The sequence below is a fragment of the Streptomyces sp. NPDC058274 genome, assembly GCF_042881375.1.
GTDB lineage: Bacteria > Actinomycetota > Actinomycetes > Streptomycetales > Streptomycetaceae > Streptomyces.
This window is the reverse complement of the sequence record NZ_JBHVXW010000017.1, coordinates 61,372-80,571: the sequence shown is the minus strand read 5'-3', so window position 1 is coordinate 80,571 and position 19,200 is coordinate 61,372. Positions and strand designations below refer to the sequence as shown.

Annotated in this window: 16 protein-coding genes; 5 read left to right on the top strand and 11 right to left on the bottom strand. The window is 72.6% G+C overall.

What is annotated here, in order from left to right; translation table 11 throughout:
- Positions 1-457: 457 nt before the first annotated feature.
- On the bottom strand, positions 458-1,699 hold the full coding sequence (locus ACFVYF_RS28000) for a DUF2690 domain-containing protein (protein WP_389459729.1): 1,242 nt from the start codon (positions 1,697-1,699) through the stop codon (positions 458-460).
- A gap of 911 nt (positions 1,700-2,610) precedes the next feature.
- Here ACFVYF_RS28000 and ACFVYF_RS27995 point away from each other — a divergent pair.
- Complete coding sequence (locus tag ACFVYF_RS27995) at positions 2,611-3,144, top strand: peptidoglycan-binding protein (RefSeq protein ID WP_389459727.1); 534 nt, start codon at positions 2,611-2,613, stop codon at positions 3,142-3,144.
- Between the two features lie 7 nt (positions 3,145-3,151).
- Here ACFVYF_RS27995 and ACFVYF_RS27990 read toward each other — a convergent pair whose 3' ends face one another.
- From ACFVYF_RS27990 to ACFVYF_RS27980, 3 genes are all read right to left on the bottom strand, one after another.
- Positions 3,152-3,700: a helix-turn-helix domain-containing protein gene (locus tag ACFVYF_RS27990; RefSeq protein WP_389459725.1), complete on the bottom strand. Its 549-nt coding sequence runs from the start codon at positions 3,698-3,700 to the stop codon at positions 3,152-3,154.
- A 181-nt stretch (positions 3,701-3,881) separates the two neighbouring features.
- Complete coding sequence (locus tag ACFVYF_RS27985; RefSeq protein ID WP_389459723.1) at positions 3,882-4,550, bottom strand: response regulator; 669 nt, start codon at positions 4,548-4,550, stop codon at positions 3,882-3,884.
- Positions 4,551-4,599: 49 nt separating this feature from the next.
- The gene (locus ACFVYF_RS27980) at positions 4,600-5,772 is read right to left on the bottom strand and encodes a sensor histidine kinase (RefSeq protein ID WP_389459722.1); all 1,173 of its coding nucleotides are present in this window, start codon (positions 5,770-5,772) and stop codon (positions 4,600-4,602) included.
- 276 nt (positions 5,773-6,048) lie between these two features.
- Here ACFVYF_RS27980 and ACFVYF_RS27975 point away from each other — a divergent pair, with 276 nt between their 5' ends.
- Positions 6,049-6,435: a peptidoglycan-binding protein gene (locus ACFVYF_RS27975; RefSeq protein ID WP_389459720.1), complete on the top strand. Its 387-nt coding sequence runs from the start codon at positions 6,049-6,051 to the stop codon at positions 6,433-6,435.
- A gap of 87 nt (positions 6,436-6,522) precedes the next feature.
- Here ACFVYF_RS27975 and ACFVYF_RS27970 read toward each other — a convergent pair whose 3' ends face one another.
- Together ACFVYF_RS27970 and ACFVYF_RS27965 are read right to left on the bottom strand one after the other, a co-directional pair.
- Positions 6,523-7,029: a DUF3017 domain-containing protein gene (locus ACFVYF_RS27970; RefSeq protein WP_389459896.1), complete on the bottom strand. Its 507-nt coding sequence runs from the start codon at positions 7,027-7,029 to the stop codon at positions 6,523-6,525.
- A gap of 295 nt (positions 7,030-7,324) precedes the next feature.
- On the bottom strand, positions 7,325-8,179 hold the full coding sequence (locus tag ACFVYF_RS27965) for a bifunctional methylenetetrahydrofolate dehydrogenase/methenyltetrahydrofolate cyclohydrolase (protein ID WP_383291140.1): 855 nt from the start codon (positions 8,177-8,179) through the stop codon (positions 7,325-7,327).
- Between the two features lie 285 nt (positions 8,180-8,464).
- Here ACFVYF_RS27965 and ACFVYF_RS27960 point away from each other — a divergent pair, with 285 nt between their 5' ends.
- Positions 8,465-9,067: a hypothetical protein gene (locus tag ACFVYF_RS27960; RefSeq protein ID WP_389459718.1), complete on the top strand. Its 603-nt coding sequence runs from the start codon at positions 8,465-8,467 to the stop codon at positions 9,065-9,067.
- 176 nt (positions 9,068-9,243) lie between these two features.
- Here the strand turns inward: ACFVYF_RS27960 and purH are convergent, their stop codons facing one another.
- Together purH and purN are read right to left on the bottom strand one after the other, a co-directional pair.
- Positions 9,244-10,839, bottom strand: a complete 1,596-nt coding sequence (gene purH, locus ACFVYF_RS27955) for a bifunctional phosphoribosylaminoimidazolecarboxamide formyltransferase/IMP cyclohydrolase (protein ID WP_389459716.1) — start codon at positions 10,837-10,839, stop codon at positions 9,244-9,246.
- On the bottom strand, positions 10,836-11,465 hold the full coding sequence (gene purN / locus ACFVYF_RS27950; protein WP_389459715.1) for a phosphoribosylglycinamide formyltransferase: 630 nt from the start codon (positions 11,463-11,465) through the stop codon (positions 10,836-10,838). The genes purH and purN overlap by 4 nt, the downstream gene beginning before the upstream one ends.
- A 540-nt stretch (positions 11,466-12,005) precedes the next feature.
- On the opposite strand from purN, the gene ACFVYF_RS27945 reads away from it, so the two are divergent.
- Complete coding sequence (locus ACFVYF_RS27945; RefSeq protein ID WP_389459713.1) at positions 12,006-13,022, top strand: hypothetical protein; 1,017 nt, start codon at positions 12,006-12,008, stop codon at positions 13,020-13,022.
- A gap of 40 nt (positions 13,023-13,062) precedes the next feature.
- On the opposite strand, the gene ACFVYF_RS27940 is transcribed toward ACFVYF_RS27945, so the two are convergent.
- Positions 13,063-14,928 carry a DUF6350 family protein gene (locus ACFVYF_RS27940; protein WP_389459711.1) on the bottom strand — a complete coding sequence of 622 codons (1,866 nt, stop codon included), beginning with the start codon at positions 14,926-14,928 and terminating at the stop codon, positions 13,063-13,065.
- Between the two features lie 96 nt (positions 14,929-15,024).
- Between ACFVYF_RS27940 and ACFVYF_RS27935 the strand changes: the two genes are divergently transcribed.
- Positions 15,025-16,551, top strand: a complete 1,527-nt coding sequence (locus tag ACFVYF_RS27935; protein ID WP_389459709.1) for a helix-turn-helix domain-containing protein — start codon at positions 15,025-15,027, stop codon at positions 16,549-16,551.
- Positions 16,552-16,705: 154 nt separating this feature from the next.
- Here ACFVYF_RS27935 and sucD read toward each other — a convergent pair whose 3' ends face one another.
- Both sucD and sucC read right to left on the bottom strand, forming a co-directional pair.
- Positions 16,706-17,590 carry a succinate--CoA ligase subunit alpha gene (gene sucD, locus ACFVYF_RS27930; RefSeq protein WP_389459707.1) on the bottom strand — a complete coding sequence of 295 codons (885 nt, stop codon included), beginning with the start codon at positions 17,588-17,590 and terminating at the stop codon, positions 16,706-16,708.
- Between the two features lie 21 nt (positions 17,591-17,611).
- Positions 17,612-18,790 carry an ADP-forming succinate--CoA ligase subunit beta gene (sucC, locus tag ACFVYF_RS27925; RefSeq protein WP_389459705.1) on the bottom strand — a complete coding sequence of 393 codons (1,179 nt, stop codon included), beginning with the start codon at positions 18,788-18,790 and terminating at the stop codon, positions 17,612-17,614.
- Between the last annotated feature and the right edge of the window lie 410 nt (positions 18,791-19,200).

The following is a 19,200-nucleotide window of genomic DNA, read 5'->3' as shown; positions in this document are numbered from 1 at the left end:
ATCGATCTCTCGGCGTCAAGAGAGATCCGCCGTCAGGCTATCGCGCATCCGGGACCCCCGACGGCCGGGTCCCGTGTGGCCCGCCCCACAGCGGCCGTTCAGGCCACAAGCAAGAGGCGGCCGCCGGTCCGGGAGAGGGGGACACGGCGGCCGCGGTGGGGTACCGGGGAGGCCCGAGAGGGGGTGTCTGGCTCCCGAACGCGTCCGGATCCCGTGGGGGTACCGTTCCGCCTGCCCCGTACCGGGAAGAGCATTCCTCCGTACGGGACTTTCCTCGCCCGCCCCTCCGGCACCGGGAGTCCGGCCCCTGCCGACGCCGGGAACACACAGGGAGTCCGGCCCCTGCCGACGCCGGGAACACACCGGGGGGCCGCCCCCGCCGAAGCCGCGGGGACCGCACCGAGGCCCGCGGTGGCCAGGGGCGGAGCCGCTCACCTCCGCGGGCCGGGTGTGGGCGCTATGCCGTGCAGCCCCGCTGTCCCGATGCCAGCGTCGCGCAGGCCTTCGCGTCGTCGGCGTCCTTGACGGCCACCATCGGGGTGTACGCGTCGGTGTCCGTGTCGACCGACCCGGTCTGCTTGGCCGCCGTACCCGAGGACACCTCGACCTGGTCGCCCGCCGCCGCCCGGGTGATACGCGCCCAGGCCGCGCCGCAGGTCTTGCTGTAGCGGACCTCGACGAGGGTCGTGCCGACGGTGACGCTGGTGGTGGTCTTGGCCAGCTCACCGCCGCAGCCCATGTTCTCCGGGTCCTTGCCGGTGCAGTCCTTGCCGCTGCACTTCACGCCGGCCGGCAGGTCGGGCTCGGTGCTCGCGGAGGCGGCGGGGGACTTGGGCGTCCCCTCGTCCTTCTTGTCGCCGCCGCCGTCGGTGAGGAACACGGCGGCGGCGATCACCACGAGCGCGCCGACGACACCGGCGAGGAACATCGTCAGCCGCCGCTTGCGGCGCGCCCCGTCGGGCGAACCGCCGTCCCGCGGCCGGGCGTCCTGCGGCGGACCCCCGCCCGGACCGGACGGCGCGGACACGACCGCCGGACCGAAGGAACCGGCAGGACCGAAGGAGCCGCCGGCCCCGGCGAGACCGGCGGAGCCGGAGGCTCCCGAGGGCCCGGACGGGTCGGACGGCGTGGTGGCGGTGACCCCCCAGCCACCGCGCGCGGACCCGCCGGAGCCCGGACTCCCGTACCTTGCGCCGCCGCGCGCGCCGCCGCCGTACGACGAGTCCTCCGCGTCCCGGGCCGTCGGCTGCGGCGGCACCGTCGGCGCCACCCCCGCGGGCCCGGCGATCCCGGGGGTCGCCGTCGCGCTTCTGCCCTTGCGGGCCTGCTTGCCGCCCGCGCCGTTGGCCGGCGGGGCCCCGAACTCCCCCAGCGCGGCGCGCGCCTGGGAGATCCGGATCGCCTCCATGGTCATGTCGTGGCGCATCTCCGAGCGGCTCCAGGCACGTTCGGCGAGCTCCCACATGGTCGTCAGATGAACGGGATTGGTGCCCGTGACCTCGGCCAGCGCGACGATGGCGCCCTTGGGCGCGAGCAGCCGGCCGTTGAGGTAACGCTCCCAGGACGTCTTGCTGTAGCCCGTGCGGTCCGCCACCGCGGCGATGCTCAGTCCACTGCGGTCGACGAGCCGGCGCAACTGGCTCGCGAACTCCCTGACCTGCGGATCGAGTTCGTCCGGCAAGGCCCTCCAACGAGGCATTGCTTCCCCCCTCTTCCCCCCGTACGTGCCTGACTTCCCCGCACTTCCCCCCGTGCGTGGCGCCCTCTGCCGAGTCCCCGTTCTGGCTACCCACAGGGATGCGCCCGGCCGGGATCTCAGTTCCCGGGATGGGGGCGCACGGGAGCATTGGGGCCGAGACATGCACCGTCGCACGCCCATCGGGACGCGGTCCAGTGTCCCACCGGGACGCTGTATACGACCGGCTGAACGTCTGAAGACCGCACAGGACGTCCCGGACCGTCCCGGACCGTCCCGATTGGACACGTTAAGCACGGTGTGCAGCGCCTTCGTGTCACATCCTCGAACTTGTCAACACATCGACACAACGGGAACACATGCGCGACCACTTGAGTCACGCGAGCGACCGGATCACTCAGGCGCCACGACCGCGCCCGGGCGTGCGTACGAGTGCGGGTGCGGGTGCCGCCAGGAAACCCCGCGGGCCGGTTCCCGTTGCGGGGCGCGGACACGGTGGCGGAACGGTCACTTCCGTGCCACAGCGAACTCACGGCTGTTGAACAGGCTGTTCACCGTGGAGGAGTGTTGACCGCAGGCGGTCAACCGCCGACGGCGCTCGTCCTCCCACGGGGGAGAGGACGGGCGCCGTGCCATGTCCGGCCCCGGAAGCACACCGTCCGCCACCCCCGCACCAGGCGTCACATCCCGGGATCCCGTCCCACGGCCGTCCCGTCCCGCGCTGTCCCGCGGCGCGGGGCGGGACAGCGCACGTCCACGACCGGGACGTCCCGGTTCGTCCCGCCTCCGTCCGTCCGGGGAGCCGGACCAGGGGCTGACGGCGACTTGATGGCTGTCGGCAGAACACGCCACGGGCCGCACCGGGGGATCACTGGGATCAGCGGGACAGGCGGCCCAGGGGAGGAAAGAAGACCATGCGCAAGCACATCCGCAAGGCAGCAGTCGCGACGGTTCTGGCGGCGGGGGCCGCTCTCGGGGGATTCGCGGTGACGGGCACCGCCCAGGCGTCCGAGGACAGCGGTTTCGTCGACGGCACCGGCGGCACGCACAACGACTGGAGCGACGAGGGCACGCTCCAGCGCGGCGACGAGAGCAACGCGGTCGCCCTGTGGCAGACCGTCCTGGTGGCCGACGGCGCCAAGTGGAAGACCTCCGGGGGCGCCCTGCGCGCCTTCACCGAGGACGACATCGACGGCGACTTCAACGGCCGTACCGTCTCGGCGACCAGGTTCTGGCAGCAGCAGAACGGCGTCCGGGTGACCGGCAAGGCCGACCCCCGGTCCTTCTCCGTGGCGGACAACAACCTCGGCGCCGTGGGCCGGCGGGGCACCGTCAGCTACGACGGCAGCTCCGACGACGCGCGCTTCCGGCGTCTGACGGTCGGCGGCGTCGGCCCGCAGGTCTACTTCGTCACCTTCGACGGCTCGCTGGTGGCGGCGAGCTACTGATCCACCGTCACGGCACCGTCGTGCACCCGGTGTCCTCCCGCTCGAGGATCTCCAGGGACACGGCGGTGACGGCGAGCAGAGCCGCCAGGAGTACGGCGGACAGCAACCGCCAGCGGCGCGCTCTGGCCGCCGGCGGGGCCGCGGGGGCGGCGGGCACGGGGAACTCCTCGTCCCGCCGCTCCCGCGGTGCCGTTGTGGTGTCGGGGGCGAGCGCCCCGGCCCCCGGGGGCCCGCTCACCTCCGACGACGGCCGGAGTCCCGGCGTCGCCAGGGGAGCGCGGCCGGACCGCAGCACCGCCTCGCGCAGCCCCAGCAGCCGCACCGGGTCGGCCCCGGCGGCCTCGGCCAGCGCCCGCAGCGCCGAACGCGGCGGTGTCTGGAGGCCGTTGAGGCACCGCTGCCAGGAGGACTTCGAGTAGTGGGTCCGCTCCGCGAGGGCGGCCAGGCTGAGCCCGGTGCGTTCCTTGAGGAGGCGGCAGTGCTCGGCCAGCGCCCGAGCCTCCCGCCCCAGGTCCGCGGGCAGCTCGGCCCACTCCCCCCGACCCCGGTCCGTCACGTAACTCCCCCTTTGCCGCCGTGCCGACCATCGTCGGCGCAGCGGCGGGGGTCGTGCCACCAACCAGGGATGTTCGATTCCGCGGGCATGCGCAACGCCGCGGGCGGCTACAGCACAACCCGCAGACCGGGTACGCACAGTGACGCCGGGACCGGACGGATCGCGTAGGTCGGCGCCATCCCTATCCGCCCGGCGTCACCAGCCCCGTCTCGTACGCCACAACCACCGCTTGGGCCCTGCTGTCCAGGCCGAGCTTGGTCATCGTGCGGTTGAGATGCGTTTTGACGGTGGCCTCGCTGATGAAGAGGCGGTCCGCGATCTCCCCGTTGGACAGGCCCCGGGCGATCAGCTTCAGGACCTCGACCTCACGGGACGTCAACGCGCCGAGGTCCGGGGGCGGTTCGTCGCCCGGGGCGGGTCCGGTCTGCCGGGCGAAGGCCTCGACGAGCCGGCGGGTGACGCTGGGCGCGAAGAGCGCGTCGCCGCCGCCGACCGCGGCCACCGCGGCGAGCAGCCGCTCGGGCCCCGAGTCCTTGAGCAGAAACCCGCAGGCACCGGCCCGCAGCGCCCCGTACACGTACTCGTCGAGATCGAAGGTGGTCAGTACGAGGATGCGCGGGGCCGGCTCGGCGGCCTCCGCGAGGATGCGCTCGGTGGCCTCGATCCCGTTCGTGCCGGGCATCCTGATGTCCATCAGGATCACCTCGGGCCGGGTCTCGGCCGCCAGCCGTACGGCCTCGTCGCCGTCGGCCGCCTCCCCCACGACCTCCATGCCGGGCGCCGCGTTCAGCAGCCCCACGAGCCCGGCCCGGATCAGGAACTGATCGTCGACGACGAGCACTCTGGTCATCCGGCACACCCCGGACGCCCGGTGGGCCGGGTCCGCCTGCCTGGTCCGGTCATTCCGTACGGTCGTCCCCCTGCCGTGCGGCCTGCGCCGACGTGGGAAGGGTCAGCCGCACGGCGAACCCGCCCCCGCTCCGCGGGCCGATGCTGATCGTCCCGCCGTAGAGCTTGGCCCGCTCCCGCATACCAATCAAGCCGTGCCCGCCACCGGTTCCGACTCTGTCCTGAATCACCCCCTGTCCGTCGTCCGTGACCTCGACCGTCACCTGGTGGCGCCGGTAGACGAGTTCGACGGTGGCGCGCGCGTCGCGGGCGTGCTTCAGCACGTTGGTGAGCGCCTCCTGGACGACGCGGTAGGCGCAGAGTTCGACGCCCGGGGCGAGCGGACGCGGGGGGCCCTCGACGCGCAGTTCGACGGGTATGCCGCCGGCCCGGACGCGCTCGACGAGTTCGCCGAGCCGGGCCAGACCGGGCATGGGGGCCGCGGGAGCCGCACCGGGATCGTCGAGGTCCTCCTCCCGCAACACCTGGAGCATGCGCCGCAGTTCGTCGAGCGCCTCGGCACTCGTCCCGGTGATCGTGCCGAGCGCCGAGCGGGCGGTGGGCGGGTCGGAGTCGAAGACGAAACGCGCGAGGCCCGCCTGCACGGAGATCACCGACATGTGGTGGGCGACGACGTCGTGCAACTCCCGGGCGATGCGCCCGCGTTCCTCGGCGACCTCGCGGCGGGCCCGTTCGGCCTGTTCGGCGCGGAGCTCACGGGCGAGTTCGGCGGAGCGCCGGGCCAGGTACCCGAAGCGCCACAGCACGGCGGAGAAGAGCAGGGCCTGCCCGACGACGGACGCCATGGCGCCGCTCTCGCTGACCACACCGGCGTAGATCCACACGGCGACGAGCAGGCCGACGCAGACAGCGGTGGTGCGGGCCGGGCGCACGGACGCGACCGTGTAGAGGGCGAGCATCGGACCGAAGGTGCACACCACCGGCCAGTAGCCCGCGCTGATGTACACCACGCTGGCCGCCTGCACGGCGCCGAAGACGACGAGCGGCGCCCGGCTGCGGAAGGCCACCGGCAGATGCGCGAGGGCCACCAGCGCATAGGCGGGACAGTCGAGTTCCGGCCACCCCTGGCGCACCGACTCCCCGCCGAGCAGTACGGCCACGGCCACCATGGCGAGCGCGATCACCGTGTCGACGGCGAACGAGCGGGACGGCCGGATGCGCATCGCCGCAGCGTAACCCCGCGTCCCGGACACCGGCGTCAACCTTCCGCGGTACCGCGGAAGTTGCAGGAACCGGCCCGCTACCGCCCCTGGAGGGGCCGGAGTTCAAACCGCCGCGGGACGCGTGGCGTGCGTGGCGGCCCGTACGTTCTGGGACACGACGGAGCCGGGCGACCACCGGCACCGCAGCGCACGACGGGCCGGCCGACCACCGGCCCCGCAGTGCACGAAGGGACCGGCAGACCACCGGCCCCGCATCCGAGAAGGGGAATCGGAACCATGAACACACGTAAGCGCATCGCACTCGGGCTGGCCGCCGTGGCACTGGGCAGCGGGCTCGCCGTCGGCCCCGCGGCCGGCGCGTTCGCCGCGGAGCACACCGTCGCCTCCGTACCGTCGCAGTGCGGCGGCTACTCCGGGACGACGCTCACCAAGGCCGGGCAGACCGGTTCGGACGCGGTGAAGCGCATCAAGGAGGTCCAGTGCCTGATCAACTACAACACGAGCTACCCCAACTGGCTCGACCAGGACGGCAAGTTCGGCGACAAGACCTACAACGCCGTGATCGCCGTACAGAAGAAGGCGTTTCCGAACGACTCCAGCCAGTGGGACGGCCAGGTCGGCACCAAGACCTGGGGGAAGCTGCGCGCGGGCGTGAGGTGGTAGACGACCCCCGGCGACGGGGGTGAACGACGGTGGCCCGCACTCCCGGGGGAAGTGCGGGCCACCGTCGTGCCGTGAAGCGTGCGGCGGTCAGCGGACCGTGAAGTGCAGGGTGTCGTCCAGGAACGGGATCTCCAGCACCGAGGGCTGCGCCATCAGCGCCAGCAGCACGATGGCCACGCCCAGCACGCCGTACGTGACCATGTCCGTGAAGCGGGAGCGGACGGCGAGCATGCCCACGTCGGGGAGCATCCAGCGCAGGGCGGCGGCGCCCAGCAGCGCGGCCCCGATCAGGATCGTGCCGAAGCGGAAGACGTCCAGCGCCGTCAGCAGCAGCCCGAGCCCGACGGCGGACAGCACGGCGAGGATCGGCCACTGACGGGCGGGCGCCGGCGCGCCCCGGGGCGCCGCGCGACCGCCGCCCTCGGGCCGTGCGGTGTCCCGGGTGAACAGCGGGAAGCGGCGCGTGGTGCGGCGCGGCCGGCCCGTCGCGTCGGGGGCGCTGACGGCGTCCCGTACGGTCGGTTCCGCACGCGCGCCGTCCTCTGCACCCGCACTCGTACGGTCATCGGCTCCCGCACTCGTACGGTCATCCACTCCCGCGTTCGGGCCGTCCACGACGCCTGCGCCCGTACCCTCCGTCACGCCCGTCTCCGTACCCTCCGCGACGCCCGCGTCCGTGGTCTCCGTGACGCCCGTGTCGGTGGTCTCCGTGACGCCCGCGTCGGTGGTCTCCGTGACGCCCGTGTCGGTGGTCTCCGTGACGCCCGTGTCGGTGGTCTCCGCGGACTTCGTGTGCGTGCCCTCCACGGCCTCCGCGGGCGCGGTCCCGTCCGCGACGTCCGGGCCCGCGCCGCGCGTGTCCGGCGTCTCCGTGCCCTTGGACCTGCCGTCAGCCGACACTGCGCTCCGCCGCCTCGACCACGTTGACGAGCAGCTGGGCGCGGGTCATCGGGCCGACACCGCCCGGGTTCGGGGAGATCCACCCGGCGACCTCGGCGACGCCCGGGTGGACGTCGCCCACGATCTTGCCCTCGGCGCTGCGCGAGACGCCGACGTCGAGCACGGCCGCGCCCGGCTTCACGTCCTCGGGCCGGATCAGATGCGCGGAGCCCGCCGCGGCGACGATGATGTCGGCGCGCTTGAGATGGGACGACAGATCACGGGTGCCGGTGTGGCACTGGGTCACCGTGGCGTTCTCGGAGCGGCGGGTGAGCAGCAGCGGCATCGAACGCCCGATGGTCACCCCGCGGCCGACGACCACGACTTCCGCGCCCTTGATCTCGACGCCGTACCGGCGGAGCAGGGTGAGCACGCCGTTCGGCGTGCAGGGCAGCGGGGCCGGCTCGTTCAGCACCAGGCGCCCGAGGTTCATCGGGTGCAGTCCGTCCGCGTCCTTGTCCGGGTCCATCAGTTCCAGGATGCGGTTCTCGTCGATGCCCTTGGGGAGCGGGAGCTGGACGATGTATCCCGTGCAGGCGGGGTCCTCGTTCAGCTCGGTGACCACCGCCTCGATCTCCTCCTGCGTCGCCGTCGCGGGCAGTTCGCGCTGGATGGAGGCGATGCCGACCTGGGCGCAGTCGCGGTGCTTGCCCGCGACGTACTTCTGGCTGCCGGGGTCCTCGCCGACCAGGACGGTCCCCAGGCCGGGCGTGACACCCTTCTCCTTCAGGGCCGCCACGCGGGCGGTCAGATCGGACTTGATCGCGGCTGCGGTGGCCTTGCCATCGAGAATCTGGGCGGTCATGGCCCCATCCTCGCGGATGACCCGCCCCCGGTTCCAATCCGGGCGCCTCCCGGTGATCCGCCCGTGACCCGGCGGTCCCGCTCCCCCGCGCTACGCCCATGATCAGCGATGTTGCACTTGCACAACACATGTCAACAGCCGCTGGACAAACAAGCCGAGCCTTGAGAACGATGAAAGGCACAGTGCCGCGGGCAGTACCGGGGGGACGAACCGCATTCTGTAGAACATTCCTCCGAACCGTGCCGCGTCGTCCCCGCGCTCGCAACAAACGGAGGAAAGACCGCCATGAGTTTTGGCGACCCGAACAATCCCTACGGTCAGCCGCCGCAGCAGCAGCCTGCCCCGGGCTACGGCTACCCGCAGCAGACCCCGCCCCAGCAGGGGCACGGCTACCCCGCCGCCCCGCCGGTCCAGCAGTCCTACGGTGACTACCCGGGCGGTTATCCCGGTGGCGCTCCCGCCGAGATGCCCGGCATCACCCGTGCCGCGCGGATCATGCTGGCGGTCCTGGCCGTGGTGCACGTGATCCTCGCGGGCTTCTACGGCTACGCGCTGTCCCAGTGGGACCAGACCATGGCCGACGCCGGCATATCCAACGACTCGGAGACCCAGCAGTTCGCCGACCTGGGCAAGGGCGTCATCGTCTTCATGCTCGGCCTCGCCGCCGTCTTCGCCGTCCTCGGGCTCGTGCTGCTGCTGCAGTACGCCAAGGGCGGCAACGGCATCCGGGTCTGCTCGATCGTCTACGGCTCGTTCGCGATCGTCACCGGCATCTTCACCATCGCGGCGTACGGCCTCGGCCTCGTCGTCCTCGCCGTCGCGATCCTGCTGATCGTGTTCGCCGCGAAGCGCCCGACCGCCGAGTGGTTCCGGCGCCCGCGCTACTGACCCGGCGCCCGCTCGTCGCCGTCAACGCCAAGGGCCGTGTCTCACCCTGAACAAGGGGAGACACGGCCCTGGCGCGTTCCACAGGTGCCGACCGTCAGCGGAGTCCGACTGTCAGCGCAGTCCGACCGTCAGCGGGTCCGGCCGTCAGCGGGTCCGGCCGTCAGCGGGTCCGGCCGTCAGTGGAAGAAGTGACGCGTCCCCGTGAAGTACATCGTGACGCCCGCCTTCTTCGCGGCCTCGACGACCAGCTCGTCGCGGACCGAACCGCCGGGCTGGACCACGGCCTTGACACCGGCCGCGGTGAGGATCTCCAGGCCGTCGGGGAACGGGAAGAACGCGTCCGAGGCGGCGTACGAGCCGGCGGCCCGCTCGGCGCCCGCCCGCTCCACCGCGAGCTTCGCGGAGTCGACCCGGTTGACCTGGCCCATGCCGACGCCGACCGAGGCGCCGTCCTTGGCGAGCAGGATCGCGTTGGACTTCACCGCGCGGCAGGCCTTCCAGGCGAAGGCCAGCTCGGCGAGCTCGTCCCCGCTCAGCGCCTCGCCGGTCGCGAGGGTCCAGTTGGCCGGGTCGTCGCCGTCGGCCTGCAGCCGGTCGGTGATCTGGAGCAGCGCGCCGCCGTCGATCGGCTTCACGTCGATGGGGTGGCCGAGGCCGCCGGGTACGCGGAGCACCCGGATGTTCTTCTTCTTGGCGAGGGCCTCCAGCGCGCCGTCCTCGTAGTCGGGCGCGACGATGACCTCGGTGAAGATCTCGGCGACCTGCTCGGCCATCTCCTTCGACACCGGGCGGTTGACCGCGATCACCCCGCCGAAGGCCGACAGCGGGTCACAGGCGTGGGCCTTGCGGTGCGCCTCGGCGACGTCCGCGCCGATCGCGATTCCGCACGGGTTGGCGTGCTTGATGATCGCGACGCACGGCTCGTCGTGGTCGTACGCGGCACGGCGCGCGGCGTCCGTGTCCGTGAAGTTGTTGAACGACATCTCCTTGCCGTGCAGCTGCTCGGCCTCCGCCAGGCCGCCGGTGCCGGCGGTGTAGAGCGCGGCGGGCTGGTGCGGGTTCTCGCCGTAGCGCAGGGTGTGCGCGCGCTCCAGGCTGGTGGCGAGGAACTCGGGGAACGGCGAGTCGTCGGCCGGGGCGTAGGCGGAGGCGAACCAGGAGGAGACCGCGATGTCGTACTCGGCCGTGTGCCGGAAGGCCTCCGCGGCGAGCCGCTTGCGGGTGGTGAGGTCGAAGCCGCCGCCCTTGGCCGCGGCGAGGACGTCGCCGTACCGGGCGGGGCTGGTGACCACGGCCACGGACGGATGGTTCTTGGCCGCCGCGCGGACCATCGAGGGACCGCCGATGTCGATCTGCTCGACGCACTCGTCGGGCGTCGCGCCCGAGGCGACGGTCTCGCGGAACGGGTAGAGGTTCACGACGACGAGGTCGAACGGCTCGACCCCCAGTTCCGCCAGCTGCCGCCGGTGGTCGGGCAGCCGCAGGTCGGCGAGGATGCCGGCGTGGACCTTGGGGTGCAGGGTCTTGACCCGGCCGTCCAGGCACTCCGGGAAGCCGGTGAGCTCCTCGACCTTGGTGACCGGGACGCCCGCGGCGGCGATCTTCGCGGCGGTGGAGCCGGTGGACACCAGCTCGACACCGGCCTCGTGCAGGCCGCGCGCGAGCTCTTCCAGCCCGGTCTTGTCATAGACGCTGACGAGTGCGCGGCGGATGGCTCGCTTGCCGTCCTGCTCCTGCGAACCGTTCGTACCGTTCGTGCCTTCGGCGGTCACGGGATAACTACCTTTCGTCCCTCGATGCGATAGCCGTTGCGGGCGAGCCGCCCCACGACATCGACGAGCAGCCTTCGTTCGACTTCCTTGATGCGCTCATGGAGAGCGGCGCCACTGTCCTCATGGTCCTCGTCCCGGACCTCGACCACGCCCTGAGCGATGATCGGGCCGGTGTCGACGCCGTCGTCGACGAAGTGGACCGTGCATCCGGTGACCTTCGCGCCGTACGCGAGCGCGTCGCGCACGCCGTGGGCTCCCGGGAAACTGGGCAGCAGGGCGGGGTGCGTGTTGACGAACCGCCCGCCGAACCGGGCGAGGAATTCCTTCCCCACGATCTTCATGAACCCGGCCGACACGACGAGGTCGGGGTCATGGGCGGCGACCGCCTCGGCGAGCGCCTGGTCCCACTCCTCGCGGGTGCCGTAGTCCTTGACCCGGCGGACGAAGGTCGCCACGCCCGCCTGCTCGGCGCGCTCGAGCCCGGCGATGCCGTCCCGGTCCGCGCCGACGGCCACGATCTCGGCGCCGTAGGCCTCGGTGCCCTGCGCCGCGATGGCATCGAGCAGTGCCTGCAGATTCGTGCCTGATCCGGAGACCAGCACGACGAGGCGCTTGGCCTTGGCCACGGCGGGGCCCTTTCTCGGGGAAGCGTTTGTACGGTCATACGAATGCTTCGCGCCCCGGGATACGGGGAAGTCTACGAAGCGGCCGACCGCCAGCAACGATACCGGCACTCCGGACAGCCCCCACGGGACGGGGGCGCGGCCGGAAGGTAGCGTCAGGGCAGGACCCGCCCGGGGGTACCGCCCCACCGCGGGGAACGCCTTGCACACGCGGGACGTTGACCAGGCACAAGCACGAAAGCTCGGGGCGCGGGCCCTGGAACCCGACGTCCGGGGCATGATCTTTGCTGTGAACCCCGGGGCGTTCGTCCTGGGCGGCTGGGCGGCCGGGGCGCGAGTCCCGGAGGCCGGGCGGCCGGGGCGCGAGTCCCGGAGGCCGGGCGGCCGGGGCGCGAGTCCCGGAGGCCGGGCGGCCGGGGCGTGAGTCCCGGAGGCCGGGCGGCCGGGGCGTGAGTCCCGGAGCGAAGAATCGGGGCGTGGGTCAGGAGCGACAGCTCGGTGACACGCGCCCGCCAGAACCACCAAGGGGAAGACGCACACCTGATGCCGGACCGCAGTCTCCGACTCCCTCCGCTGCTGCTGCGCGAGCGGCGCTCTTCGCCTACCCCGCCGCAGGAGAGCGGGGGCGCACCCGGCGCCGGGCACGGTTCCGCCGGCGGGCGTGACTCGTCGGACGGACGTGACGGCTCGGGCGGACATGACTCCTCGGGTGGGCACGGTTCCGGTGGGCACGGCTCGGATGGGCACGGCCCGGGTGGGCGCGACGGCTCCGGTGGACCCGACGGCTCGGACCGCGGCGGCCCCGGTGGGCACGACGGATCGGGTGGACGGGGCACCTCGGGTGGCTCCTCGGGTGGGCGAAACCCGCAGGCCCCCTCGGACGACAACCCGTTCGCGGCGCCCCCGGAAGGAACCCCGGACCGTCCGTGGCAGCCGCGCCGGCCCGCCGACGGCGGCGACGGAGAGGGCGCGGAGCCGGGCTCGGAGCAGGGCGGCCGCGGCGGACGCTCTCCCTGGGGCAGCCAGTGGAGCGACCGCCAGCCCGGCCCCTCACAGGGCGGTGGATTCGGCGACCGCCCCGGCACCCCCGGAGGACAGGGCGGACCGGGCGGGCAGGGCGGACCGGAGGGAGGCCAGGGCGGCGGACCCGGCGCGGGGATGCGCTGGGACCCGACGGACCCGGCCCAGCGCCGCGCGCGCTACGCACTGCTGTCCGGAATGTGGGCGTTCTTCTTCGCCCTCTTCAGCTGGCCGTACGTGGCCCTGCTGCTGGGCTCACTGGCTCTGTACTGGGGCATCAGCGCCGTACGCGCCAAGCCCCGCACCCCGGACGCGAACACCCCGGCCCCGGATCCGAACGTCCGGCCGCAGACGACCGCCGCCGTGAGCGGCCTGGTCACCGCGTCCCTGGCGATCATCATGGTGGCCGCGACCTTCACCGCCCAGCTCGTCTACAGCGACTACTACACCTGCACGAAGGACGCCCTCACCAACGCGTCCAAGCAGTCCTGCGACAACCTTCTCCCCAAGGAACTCCGGGGCTTCCTGGGCACCCGCTGACGCGTCCCAGCCTCCGACCACGGTGACCGCGGCCGGCGCATCACGGCTCCGGCTGCCGCTCCGGCGGTTCCTGCGGATGCCCCGGCTCCGAGGATTTCGGCTGCCCCTGCGATTGCTGCAATTCCCGAGGATCCCGAGGATCCCGAGGATCCCGAGGATCCCGAGGATCTAGCGATCCCTTCGGGTCCGGGTCCTTCGACGGTTCCGCTGGAGTGGACGCCTCCTTGAGGGCCGCCCAGCGGGCCTGACGGGACTCGTCGTCGTGCCAGCCCACGCCGTCGGACGGCAAGAAGTCGTACAGCTCGAGATCCGCCTCGGCGACCGCCGCTGCCACCGCTGCCGGAACCGGAGCCGGCGTCGAAGCAAGCGCCGGCCCGGGTACGGGAGTCGGCGCAGACGGCGGCACACCCCGGTCCGGACGGGACAGCTTCGCCCACGAGAACCAGGCGGCGACGGAACCCGCCGACGCCGTGCCCACCCGGAACCGGCGCCCACCCGAGACCGACCCGGCGGACGGCTCGTTCGGTCCGGCCGACCCGTCCGTCTCCGATTCCGGCGCCTCGGGCCCCCGTACCGGAGTCTCCCGCTCCGCAGGCTCCGTGTCCCGGGATCCTCGTAGCCACCACCCCCGCAGTCCCACCGCCACCGGCGCCCCCAGCACCGCGGCCCATCCCCCGGCCGCGCCGCCCGCCTCCCACCACACCGGCCCGAACCGGGCCAGCGCCGCACTGCCCAGCGGTCCGCCCGCCAGCGCGGCGAGCAGCGCGAACGCGAGCCCGCACAGCCCGGCGGCAAGGACCACCGAGCCGGCCGTCCGCCGCCAGGACCAGGCCGCCGCCCGCTCCTTCGTCGCCGCCCTCGCCACACACCACGCCACCGTCGCTCCGCCCGCCACCGGCACCACTCCCACCAGCCAGCTCAGTGGCGTCCCGCCGGCCCCCGGCACCGCCGCCAGGAGCGGAAACGCCGGCAACAGCGGCGGCGGAGCGGCAGCGGACAGCGGCGCCGCGACCTGCCCCGCGCCCAGCACGAAGCCGGGGCCGAGCCCGTACGCCGCCGCCCACACCGCCGCGTTCGGCACCAGCGCCAGACACAGCAGCAGCACCGCGAAGCGGCCCGACCACACCTCCGTGAGCTGCACGAAGGAGCCCCGCGCCGCTCCCCCGTGCCACACCAATGAGGCCGCGACGAGCAGCGAGCCCGCCCCGACGAGCGCCGCCACGCCGGCCCCGGCCGCCCGTACCACGGCCAGGACGCGCCCCCTGGCCTCCGGCGCCAGGACGGAATCGGTGACGAAGCGGCGTACACCCGCGGGAAGTGCGGCGAGACCACGCCGCCCCCACGGCGGCATGGGCCCGTGCGGGCACCCGTACGCCGCCCACACCCCCGCGCCCGCCGCGCCCGCGGCCAGCACGGGCAGACACAGGGCGGTGAACACCCACGAAGGGCGCAGCTCCCCGCCGGACGCGTACAGCGCGGCCGCCGTGCCGACCGCGAGGTATCCCGCGACGGCGCCGGCCCACGCCGTACGCGGCATGATCACGCCGTCGACGGCGTCCCGCGCCGCCCGGTACAGCAGCCACACGGGCAGCGCGACCAGCAGCAGCGGGGTGAGACCCACGGGCGCGGGGACACCCGACAGGGTCTCGGTGCGGACGAGTTCGACGCCGTGCGCGAGGAGCCAGAGGGACGCCGCCATGTGGAGCGCTCCGTCGGGGCCGCTGTCGGGGTACGGCGAGCTGACCCACAGCACCATCACGAGCACGGCGAAGGAGGCGAGCCCGAGCCCCGCCGCGACGGCACCGCCCAGGAAGGCGGCACCCAGTCCGGGGGATCGGCCGCGCATCCGGGTGAGCAGGGGCGGCAACGACGGGCGGCGGTCGGTCAGATGGGTCACACCCGCCATGCTCCCAACGACACGCGCTTTCTCGGCGTAACAGGCAAACCCCCGATGTGTCGCTCAATATACGTTTATGTACTTTTTCGTACGAAGGGGCGCCCTGTGACGCAGAGCCCTGCCACCCCGCTGCCGTCCCCCAAGGAACGCCGGCGCCTGCGCGAGGCCAAGTCGCTGAGCCAGGCCGACGTCGCCGCCAAGGTGGGCGTCAGCCGCGAGACCGTGCGCTCATGGGAGAGCGGTCGTACGACACCACGCGGCCGCAAACGGGAAGCGTACGCAAAGCTGCTGGCGGCACCGAAGCCCAAGCCGGCGCCCCCGCAGGCACCGACACCCGTTTCCGGTACCGCGTCTGATGCCGCGTCACCGCACGGCTCCGACTCCGGCTCCGACTCCGGCTCCGGCTCCGGCTCCGGCTCCGGCTCCGGCTCCGGCTCCGGCTCAAAGGGTGCGCTGGAGTCGGCCGAGGCCACCGCAGGCCCGTCATCCGAGCCGGACTCTGATACGTCATCCGGGCCGGACTCTGATACGTCATCCGGGCCGGACTCTGATACGTCATCCGGGCCGGACTCTGACGCGACGTCCGGTCGGACGCCCGTCGCCGTACCCGAACACGCGCCCGAACACGGGCTCGAACATGCCTGTGCCGGCGCCGAGATGGCCGTATCCCGCGAAGCCCGCGAAGCCCGCGAGCACCTCTCGCCCGCACCGGCCGGCGAGGCACCCGCGGCCCCGTCCTCGGACGCGGCGGGAACCCCGGCGTCCCCGGTGCGGACCACGGCGGTGCAGCCCCCCAGGATCCCGGGCGAGCCCAAACTCGTCCTCCTGCCACGCCCCCTGACGCCCACTCAGGCCTTCGACGCGCTCTACGCGTTCTGCTCCCCGTCCCTCGTACGGCAGACGTTTCTGCTCACCGGGCGGCGCGAGCTGGCGCGCGAAGCCGTGGAGCGGGCCTTCCAACTCGCCTGGCAGCGCTGGCCCGAGGTGGCCGTCGACCGGGACCCGGCGGGCTGGGTGCGGGCGGCCGCGTACGAGTGCGCGCTCTCCCCCTGGCACCGGCTGCGCCCGCGTCACCGGCACCCGGAGGCACCCCCCGCCGACGCGACGGACCGCGCGCTGCTCGCCGAACTGCTCAGACTGCCGCCCGCCCACCGCCGCACCCTGCTGCTGTACGACGGTGTCGGGCTCGGCCTGCCGGAGACCGCGGCCGAGACGGAGGCGAGCACACCCGCCACCGCGAACCGGCTGCTGCACGCCCGCGAAGCCGTAGCCGCCCGCATCCCGGAACTGGCGGATCCGGGGAAGCTGCACCGCCGTCTCGCCGCGCTGGCGGGTGCGGAGCGGCTGCGCGCGGCCCGGCCGACGACCGTGCGCACCGGCAGCGAGCGGCGCGCCCGGCACTGGACCCGGGCGGCCATCGCCTTCACCACCCTGCTCGTCGGCGCCACCTCGATGGCGCTGAGAACGGCACCGGACCACTACGAGCCGCCCCTGGCCCCGCCCGCGACCGTCCGGGGCGTACCGCCGAAGGCCGCTCCGGGCACGCTCTCCCAGGAGGAACTCGACCTGCGCACCAAGCTCCGCTCGGAGACGGCGAACGGACCGGGCAGGCTGGTCCCGCAGACCAGATGAAGCCGGCGCGGCGGTCCGGGGACGACGCCGGTGCCGTCCGGCGGTCCGGACGACGCCGGTGCCGGTTCCGGCGATCGCCGCGCGGTCCGGAAAACGCGAGGGGGCCCGTACCCCCTGTCCGGGAGTACGGGCCCACTCGACGTCAGCTGAAAGCTCAGCCCGCGAGGATCTCGCGCGCCAGCTTCGCCGTCTCGGTCGGCGTCTTGCCGACCTTGACGCCGGCGGCCTCGAGGGCCTCCTTCTTCGCGGCGGCCGTGCCGGAGGAGCCGGAGACGATGGCGCCGGCGTGGCCCATGGTCTTGCCCTCGGGCGCGGTGAAGCCCGCGACGTAACCGACGACCGGCTTCGTCACGTTCTTCGCGATGAAGTCCGCGGCACGCTCCTCGGCGTCGCCACCGATCTCGCCGATCATCACGATCAGGTCGGTGTCGGGGTCGGCCTCGAACGCGGCGAGCGCGTCGATGTGCGTCGTACCGATGACCGGGTCGCCACCGATGCCGACGGCGGAGGAGAAGCCGATGTCACGGAGCTCGTACATCATCTGGTACGTCAGCGTGCCGGACTTCGAGACCAGGCCGATGCGGCCCGGCTTCGTGATGTCGCCCGGGATGATGCCGGCGTTCGACTGGCCCGGGGTGATGAGACCGGGGCAGTTCGGGCCGATGATGCGGGTCTTGTTGCCCTTCGACTTCGCGTACGCCCAGAAGGCGGCGGAGTCGTGGACGGCGATGCCCTCGGTGATGACGACCGCGAGGGGGATCTCCGCGTCGATCGCCTCGACGACGGCGGCCTTGGCGAAGGCCGGCGGCACGAAGAGGACGGACACGTTGGCGCCCGTCTTCTCGATCGCCTCGGCGACCGTGCCGAAGACCGGGATGTCGGTGCCGTCGATGTCGACGGACGTGCCCGCCTTGCGCGGGTTCACGCCACCCACGATGTTCGTGCCGTCAGCGAGCATGAGCTTGGTGTGCTTCATGCCCGTGGCACCGGTCATGCCCTGGACGATGACCTTGCTGTCCTTGTTGAGGAAGATAGCCATGGCGGTTGTTTCCCTCGTCCCTTACTTCGCAGCCGCGAGCTCGGCGGCCTTGTCGGCCGCGCCGTCCATGGTGTCCACGCGCTGCACGAGCGGGTGGTTGGCGTCCGACAGGATCTTGCGACCCAGCTCGGCGTTGTTGCCGTCGAGGCGCACGACCAGGGGCTTGGTGACTTCCTCGCCCTTGTCCTTGAGCAGCTGGAGCGCCTGGACGATGCCGTTGGCGACCTCGTCACAGGCGGTGATGCCACCGAAGACGTTGACGAACACGGACTTGACGTCCGGGTCGCCGAGGATGATCTCCAGGCCGTTCGCCATGACCGCGGCGGAGGCGCCGCCGCCGATGTCGAGGAAGTTGGCCGGCTTCACGCCGCCGTGGTTCTCACCGGCGTACGCGACGACGTCGAGGGTGCTCATGACGAGACCCGCGCCGTTGCCGATGATGCCGACCTCGCCGTCGAGCTTGACGTAGTTGAGGTTCTTCTCCTTGGCGGCGGCCTCGAGCGGGTTGGCCGCCGCGTGGTCGACGAGCGCCTCGTGGTCCGGCTGACGGAAGTCGGCGTTCTCGTCCAGCGAGACCTTGCCGTCGAGGGCGATGACCTTGCCGGAGGCGACCTTGGCGAGCGGGTTGACCTCGACGAGGAGGGCGTCCTCCTTGATGAAGGTGTCCCACAGCGTCACCAGGATCTCGGCGACCTGCTCCGCGACCTCGGCCGGGAACTTCGCCTGGGCGACGATCTCGCGGGCCTTCTCGATCGACACACCTTCGTTGGCGTCGACCGGCACCTTCGCGAGGGCCTCGGGGTTCTCCTCCGCGACGACCTCGATCTCCACGCCGCCCTGGACGGACGCCATGGCGAGGAAGGTGCGGTTGGTGCGGTCGAGGAGGTACGAGACGTAGTACTCCTCGACGATCTCGGGCGCGGTCTCGGCGATCATCACCTTGTGGACCGTGTGGCCCTTGATGTCCATGCCGAGGATGTCCGTCGCCCGGGCGACGGCCTCGTCCGGGGTGGCGGCGAGCTTGACGCCGCCGGCCTTGCCTCGGCCACCGACCTTCACCTGTGCCTTGATGACGGACTTGCCGCCAAGACGCTCGGTCGCCTCGCGGGCTGCCTCAGGCGTGTCGATGACTTCACCGGCCAGCACCGGTACACCGTGCTTGGCGAAGAGGTCCCTCGCCTGGTACTCGAACAGGTCCACGCGCGTCCGTCCCTATCAGTGATCTCGCCGCTCTGCGGTCTGCTGTCTGCATGGGCGTGCCGCGAAGGGCAACGTGACGTCCGCTGTCACAAGGGTGGCGCACACGGTGTCCGAGCGCGCGGCATGTCCGTCTCGCAGGTTATCGCCGCTGGCCGTGGGTCCCTAAATCGGAGGTCACACCTGAGCGGTGATACCTGTCACAGGAGCGGTCTCGGACGTGGCCCGCGGCGCCCCCGGCACACTCCGGCCCTGGCATCCGACCTGCGCAGACGCCGGCCTTCCTGAGTCCTGGAGCGGGGTCTCACCGGGTCGGGGTTTGCCCGGTGAGACCCCTGAGCGAGCCTTCAACGGCTTTGAAGGCTCAGGCCCCTCAATGGCTTTGAAGGGCCCGGGCCCGGCGGTCCCCACCC

What these genes read in the sequence shown, in the direction of transcription:
- ACFVYF_RS27995 (WP_389459727.1), top strand. Translation starts at nt 2,611, where the DNA reads ATGCGCAAGCACATCCGCAAGGCAGCAGTCGCGACGGTTCTGGCGGCG.
- sucD (WP_389459707.1), bottom strand. Translation starts at nt 17,590, where the DNA reads ATGGCTATCTTCCTCAACAAGGACAGCAAGGTCATCGTCCAGGGCATG.
- ACFVYF_RS27985 (WP_389459723.1), bottom strand. Translation starts at nt 4,550, where the DNA reads ATGACCAGAGTGCTCGTCGTCGACGATCAGTTCCTGATCCGGGCCGGG.
- ACFVYF_RS27965 (WP_383291140.1), bottom strand. Translation starts at nt 8,179, where the DNA reads ATGACCGCCCAGATTCTCGATGGCAAGGCCACCGCAGCCGCGATCAAG.
- ACFVYF_RS27980 (WP_389459722.1), bottom strand. Translation starts at nt 5,772, where the DNA reads ATGCGCATCCGGCCGTCCCGCTCGTTCGCCGTCGACACGGTGATCGCG.
- ACFVYF_RS28000 (WP_389459729.1), bottom strand. Translation starts at nt 1,699, where the DNA reads ATGCCTCGTTGGAGGGCCTTGCCGGACGAACTCGATCCGCAGGTCAGG.
- ACFVYF_RS27960 (WP_389459718.1), top strand. Translation starts at nt 8,465, where the DNA reads ATGAGTTTTGGCGACCCGAACAATCCCTACGGTCAGCCGCCGCAGCAG.
- ACFVYF_RS27940 (WP_389459711.1), bottom strand. Translation starts at nt 14,928, where the DNA reads ATGGCGGGTGTGACCCATCTGACCGACCGCCGCCCGTCGTTGCCGCCC.
- ACFVYF_RS27975 (WP_389459720.1), top strand. Translation starts at nt 6,049, where the DNA reads ATGAACACACGTAAGCGCATCGCACTCGGGCTGGCCGCCGTGGCACTG.
- ACFVYF_RS27945 (WP_389459713.1), top strand. Translation starts at nt 12,006, where the DNA reads ATGCCGGACCGCAGTCTCCGACTCCCTCCGCTGCTGCTGCGCGAGCGG.